Source organism: Ectobacillus antri (genome assembly GCF_003852715.1).
Lineage (GTDB): Bacteria > Bacillota > Bacilli > Bacillales > Bacillaceae_G > Ectobacillus > Ectobacillus antri.
Genome location: NZ_RIAV01000047.1, coordinates 1 through 6,141 on the forward strand (window position 1 = coordinate 1; position 6,141 = coordinate 6,141).

The window sequence follows — 6,141 nt, forward strand, 5'->3', positions numbered from 1 at the left end:
TAATTCCATTGATATAACAACCTTTATTTTATCTAAGACTGATTATATCATAGTACAAAAAAAGAGACAACTTTAGGCTACGCCTAACCGAAATTCATCTCCCACTTTCACTGGTGCTGGCGCACCTTCACATTTAGAAGTAGGAGACTTCTTTCGGAGGGAAGTTAAAATTTAAACATAAATATAATTCCCCTTCAGTTTTTAATTGAAGGGGAATTTTCACTTAAATTAAGCTATCAAAAATTATTATTCATTAATTTTCTCTATCTGGGGAAATGGAAGTTGTTCTTGTTCATCGGTTAAATAGGCTCCCATAAATCCAGACAATACAATAACCAAAATCCAAAAAAGTGGTTTTCTTAAAATATTCATTTCATCACCCCTTCTTTAAAATTTGTATCCCTTAAAGCCCATAATATCATGCTATATAAGTTGGATTTCCATTGCGATTATCTTACAGTTAAATCCTTCCGTAATGAACCACAATTTCTCCACCGACTTTTATGAATATATCCATATTTCCTTTTTACTTTTTATTCAGATATTACTATTTAACCTCCAATTCATATTAAAACCCCTTTTACCCATCCATTTTTTAGTAATTACTTCTTTATTTCACATTTAAACTTACATCACATGATAATTTTAATTATCAAAAGTTAAATAAAATCAATTCATATATCATTTGAGCAGGCCGTTTAACTGTTCCACTGTAGTAGACTCAATAATAGCATATTGCCCTTTATTTTTATTCAGAATGACAGACTCTTTGTCGTTCAACCACACTTCAAAATGATGATGTCTTTCAGGAACGTTCTTCTTTTCTACCCAAAATTGATAATCTGATTCTCTATCAATACTAGGTTTAACGTATGACCATCTGAGCTCATCCTCATCAACAACATTTAAAATCATCTGAATTGTTTTCGTATCCCGAATCTCTTTATATTCTGAAGGACTAACTGTTTTGTTTACAATTCTTAAGGTTTGTGATGAGATTTCTTTCGGTAAGGATTGACTTGAACATGCAACCAATATTACTAAAATTGTAAGATATATACTCAACCATAGCTTTCTCAAATATTTCTTCCTCCCTTCACCTGATCTTTATGATACCCTTTATCAGAAGCTGGTTTAGGTAAACAGTTTGCGACTTCCTCTAATTTCTTAGGTTCGACTTGTATCTTGATGCTCTTCCCATGTAGATTAATATGTTTTCTTCCATCGTATAAAAAAATAAAATTATACCTTAATTTTACAACAGGGCACATATAAACGAAAGGAAAATTTTGTATTAAAAGATAAAGGCCTCTGACATCAGAGGCCTTCCATATGTATTCTAAGATTTTGTTTGCAAACGGTACACATCTCAGTGCTGATGTGATTCCGGACTGTCTTCTCGCTGATGAACAAATTTTCCAGCTATGTCTTTCATTGTCTTGAATAAGCTGCTTGAACACGTGTGACTAATTTTGCATGCATCGTGACAGTTTTTTAGGAGGACGAGGGGCGTTCTTGTTATGTATAGGGGGTTTAGGGTGGTTTAGGCGGGGTGGTGATACCCCTGATCTTAGATTTACACTCTCTCGTGGTCCGCAAAACGCTCTTGCGGGACACCTAGTTTCAGTTTTTCTCTCTCTCGTGGTCCACGAGACGTTCTTGCGGGACACCTAAACTCAGATTTACACTCTCTCCTGCTCCGCGAGGCGCTCTTGCGGGACACCTAAACTCCAATTTCCGTTCTCTCATGGTCCACGAAACGCTCTTGCGGGACACCTAAACTCCAATCTCCTCCCTCTTGTGGTCCGCGAACCTAGTGTTATACACATATTAAGAATAAAACGCATACTTGTTTAAAGGTTACCAAGTCAGTTTCCTACTCAAGACATTCCTGCTGAATTTCTTTGCGTTTTATGCCATCTTTAACCGAAAATCATCGGTTACAGCGCAGGTGCACAAAAGGATGCAGACTTAGAGAGAGTTACGAGATTACCTTTGTTTAATCATATCAGAATTCATAGAACATTAGACTAGATGAGCCCGCTGAAATACAAGAGGACGCACCAAACTGTCCAGTTGTGTTGACAATCCAAAAAAGGACAAATCTCCCTCAGTGAGAAATCTGTCCTAAATCAAATAAAATTAGTCTATCTTACATAAAAGAACCAGAAATCGCAACATAAGAGCCATTTATAACTTAATCCATCACATTCATAAGGACTTCACAATCGCAAAAGCCCCCTTGATTCTGTATCGCTCTTACAACCTTAGATTTTCTACTCTTAGGCACATTCTCATCTAGCCATTCTTTTGTATACGTGAGTGTGTGATCACAGCCAAAGAATTCTATCTTATTCTTTAAATATACATCTAATGATTCCAATTTTTCCGGTGACATATTTAATTCCTGCCATTGTCCCCCATACTCTTTTAACATAGCTAGTCTTTTTAAATCTTTGCGATTTCTTCCTCCTAATTCTAAAGCTTTTTGTAGACTGAAGATGGCAGCATTATAATTTAGTAAATATTCCTCTACTTGTGATAATAAATGCCATGCTAAAGCTTGATTAGGTTCATGTTCTACATATAGCTTTAAACCCGTTCGCGCTTTTAAAAGGTAAGGTATCGCTTTTTTTGCAGGTGCTCTTCTCTGATAAGCACCTTGCATTGATAATTTTTGTCCTTCTATTAGTAGTTGTTGTAACTCTTCTAAGTTATTCATTCATACCAATCCTTTGGCTAATCGAAGTATTTAAGTAAGGAAGCTAACTAATATTAAGATTGAGGAAGTATATCCATATTATGCACTGTATGTTCTTCTACCTCTTATCAATCAACATAGAACTCATTATTGGAAGTTACTATGCATATTTTCTTTTAGCAAAACTTTCACTTGATACCCCTATAATCATTGCTGCACCAACAAATATTAAAGGAATAGAAGAATCTTGAATAGAGGGAATTAGAATCATTAGGACAGCTAATATTGCATAGATTGCTGACATTGTAAATGATACATACCCCATATATGTACAATATCCTTTTTTGTTTCTTACTGTACTCGCAGAAGCAAAGGATATTTTTCCGAGTTTCCAATGATTTTTAATTAAAAGCAGATATCCAATATAAAATGTAAAAATGCTTAAACACATTAAAATAATAATAATAAGTATTATCATGGCATAACCCTTCCCCTTTTTAGAATTATCAGATATTTAATCGTAGCATGTATAATTATAAATGAGGTATGGATTTTCTTTTGTATGTTCTATACAGTTCTAGTTACTATAGGATATCATTATTGGAGTTTAACGTACTTAATCAATTTATAAAAACCCTCCAGGTCTCTTGGCTGGAGGGCATCCATGTTCATATAAGCGGGATTACAAGAAGTTACTCATCATCATTTTCGTTTGCTGCAGTAATACAAAAATATAATTCGCAATTAGGAACAGGTTCTGTGGCAGATTGTTCCCATCTATATTTTTCTTCCTCGATCGTCTCTTTACAGAAATGAGCTGTTGACTGAGCATAAGCTCGCCAAGATTCCTGTTCTCCTTTTAGTACCTCACTACCTATAACAACAGATGGGTGTCCATACTTTCCGTCAGAGTATTTAATTATACCTTCCCACCCAAGATGATGGCCCGTTCATTATCGGCTAAAATTTTAATGGCTTCTAAGGCGTCAAAGAAGCTAAGTATTATCTCTTTATCGGATAAAGATTTATTTTTTAAATATTGAGGCAGTATATCCACATCATTCACTGTATATTCTCCTCCCTCTTATCAGTTAACATAAAACTCATTAACAGCTTTACTTAAACTCAAATGCTTTTACTAGGCGTGCGAACCAATATAGAAAAATTCAAGGAAATATGTAAAAAGTTGAAATTTGTAATGTTGGTAAGAGTATTTGTGTTATAGCTATAACAGATGATAATAAATACAACAAACTTAGACCCAAAATAACAAGAACAATAAGTTTTATCGTTTTAAGTAGCCTTTGCACTAAGAAAGAACATTAATGTTGCTTTTCTTTAGTAATTTTTTTAAAGATAGTTCCAGATATAAAAGCAACCACTGCAGCAATTAATGAAATGGTGGTAGATTTGGAATCGGAATCAGGGATAGCGTAGTTTGCAATAAAAGTTGATAATCCTGTAGTAATCCCAGTCAATACTGCCGGTAATGTCAGAATAGGTTTCTTCCCCAATCTTATTCCCCCTAAAAATTATTTTAACCATATATTCAACATACTCACAGCAATCTCCTTTTTATCAATATCTTGCTGTGTTGTTGACTACACTCATCCACATTAAGTTAACCTAATCAGTAGAGTGTTCAACGATTAATAAGTATACTCCCTAGCCTGTACAGGTTCGGTAGAAAAATAAAAGTAGTTGCATAACGAATGCCTAGGTTGATTGGCATACGCCAAAACCTCCCTATAAAAAAATAAAGTGGTTATATTTCTAAAAAATAGAAAGGTGGTTTTATATGCCAATTGGATAGGTTACATTGAGTTGAACAGAATTCATAACCAACATGTAAAGATTTGTTATGTTCTACTTTTCGATAACATAGTTCTCCTAGAAGACATTCTATAAATGCAGGAATACTACCCACCATAACAAAAGAAAATACAAGCTCACTAAATCCAAATCCCTCTAATGTTTTTTTCTATTTTTCTCATGATATATATCTCTATTTATCATCACATTTACATATTAACATTTTATTAAAAATGGATAATTGCAAGTTAAGAATATCATTCGTTTTTATTTTTTAATAACGGATGATTATCCATAGAATTTGTCAATTTTCTTTTCTGTATTTTTCGCCAGTCTAGTATCTGGCCGATTACCCCCATCATAAAGACACCCCAAAGAAAAGGGCTTTGTAAACCTATACCATGTCCGGATTTTCCTCTAAGCAATGATAATCCGATGATGAGTATGACAAAATAAGTGATTAGACCGAATTGTAGTATCCATCTCCGTTTTTCTTCTTCATAGGTACCTGGTCTATCACGATCTAAGAATCGAAATAACATAAATAGCACAATTAGACTTATAGGATAGTACCAAGACGATGTTTTAGGATTAACAAAAGAAATAATTCCTGGAAAATAATCCTGAATTAAGATGATTGTTAACCATATAAGGATAACTCCAACCACTACGTACTTTAGGTTAAATTTCATATGATGTTTCCTCTCCGTGAGTTTTTAAAATAGTAAGTGGAAAGCTACATTGAGTCGGACAGAGTTCATGTAAATTTAATTAATGAATGCATAAAGAAACAGGCCTCTGACACTAGAGGCCTTTCGTATGTATTCTAAGATTTTGTTTGCAAAGGGTACACATCTCATTGCTTCTGTAATCCAAGCAGTCTTTTCGCTGATAAATAATTCGCCGTCGATTTCTTTCATCATCTTGTCTTGCACAAGCAGCTTAAATACGTGTAACTAATTATACATGAATTATGGCAGTTTTTTTGGGAGGGCGCAGTGGACTTGCTTCTGTTATGTATAAGAGCTTTCCATTAGTTTATGCGAGGCAGTGGACGGATATGTCATAGGATTGGGGCTGATGGTATATGGACAAGCAAACCTAAAAAACTATGTATATAGCATACCCATCCACTTTTTATAACGTATTACAACAGAACTCGTTCTTTCTTCGTAAGTAGAGATTATGCAATAACCTATACTTATAAAGAAATGTATATTTTCATTTGATTGCATTAAAAGTTTTCAATAAAAAATATAGATATTCTGTAAGCCCGAATTATAAAAATAAGCGCACCTTCACGGTACGCATCACAAATAGCCATATATCATTCATTTTTTTATGAGATATACGGCTATTTTATTTTCCGCATGTTGTTTGGATGTTTTTGGACCAAGGCATGTATTGATTTAATATTGCTGGATTACGATGGACATCTAGATTTGGCAGATCCGTCAGTAACTTTACGAGATACTGATAAAAATCTAATCCATTTGCTTTCGCGGTTTTTGCGATACTCAGACAGATTGCATTGGCCTTGGCACCAGCTTCACTTACGGAAAACAGCCAGTTTTTTCGACCAATGACATTTGGACGAATGGCATTTTCAGCTGGATTATTATCTATTT

General features: G+C 34.2%; 8 protein-coding genes. All 8 read right to left on the minus strand.

Annotation, left to right across the window (positions count from 1 at the left end):
- Positions 1-246: 246 nt before the first annotated feature.
- Positions 247-372 (minus strand): hypothetical protein, encoded by a 126-nt coding sequence (locus EEJ45_RS18905; protein WP_278018730.1) that lies wholly within the window; start codon positions 370-372, stop codon positions 247-249.
- 309 nt (positions 373-681) lie between these two features.
- Positions 682-1,080: a hypothetical protein gene (locus EEJ45_RS17760; protein WP_124566085.1), complete on the minus strand. Its 399-nt coding sequence runs from the start codon at positions 1,078-1,080 to the stop codon at positions 682-684.
- 1,117 nt (positions 1,081-2,197) lie between these two features.
- Positions 2,198-2,722 carry a DUF2695 domain-containing protein gene (locus EEJ45_RS17765; protein WP_124566086.1) on the minus strand — a complete coding sequence of 175 codons (525 nt, stop codon included), beginning with the start codon at positions 2,720-2,722 and terminating at the stop codon, positions 2,198-2,200.
- A gap of 139 nt (positions 2,723-2,861) precedes the next feature.
- Entirely contained in the window at positions 2,862-3,179 is a 318-nt protein-coding gene (locus EEJ45_RS17770) for a hypothetical protein (RefSeq protein ID WP_124566087.1), read from the minus strand.
- A gap of 441 nt (positions 3,180-3,620) precedes the next feature.
- Complete coding sequence (locus EEJ45_RS18550) at positions 3,621-3,767, minus strand: hypothetical protein (RefSeq protein ID WP_164464341.1); 147 nt, start codon at positions 3,765-3,767, stop codon at positions 3,621-3,623.
- 256 nt (positions 3,768-4,023) lie between these two features.
- Entirely contained in the window at positions 4,024-4,215 is a 192-nt protein-coding gene (locus EEJ45_RS17775) for a hypothetical protein (RefSeq protein WP_124566088.1), read from the minus strand.
- A gap of 555 nt (positions 4,216-4,770) precedes the next feature.
- Entirely contained in the window at positions 4,771-5,205 is a 435-nt protein-coding gene (locus tag EEJ45_RS17780) for a hypothetical protein (RefSeq protein ID WP_124566089.1), read from the minus strand.
- 667 nt (positions 5,206-5,872) lie between these two features.
- Positions 5,873-6,141 (minus strand): IS66 family transposase (locus EEJ45_RS17785; RefSeq protein WP_164464342.1); only part of this gene is annotated, 269 nt, incomplete at its 5' end.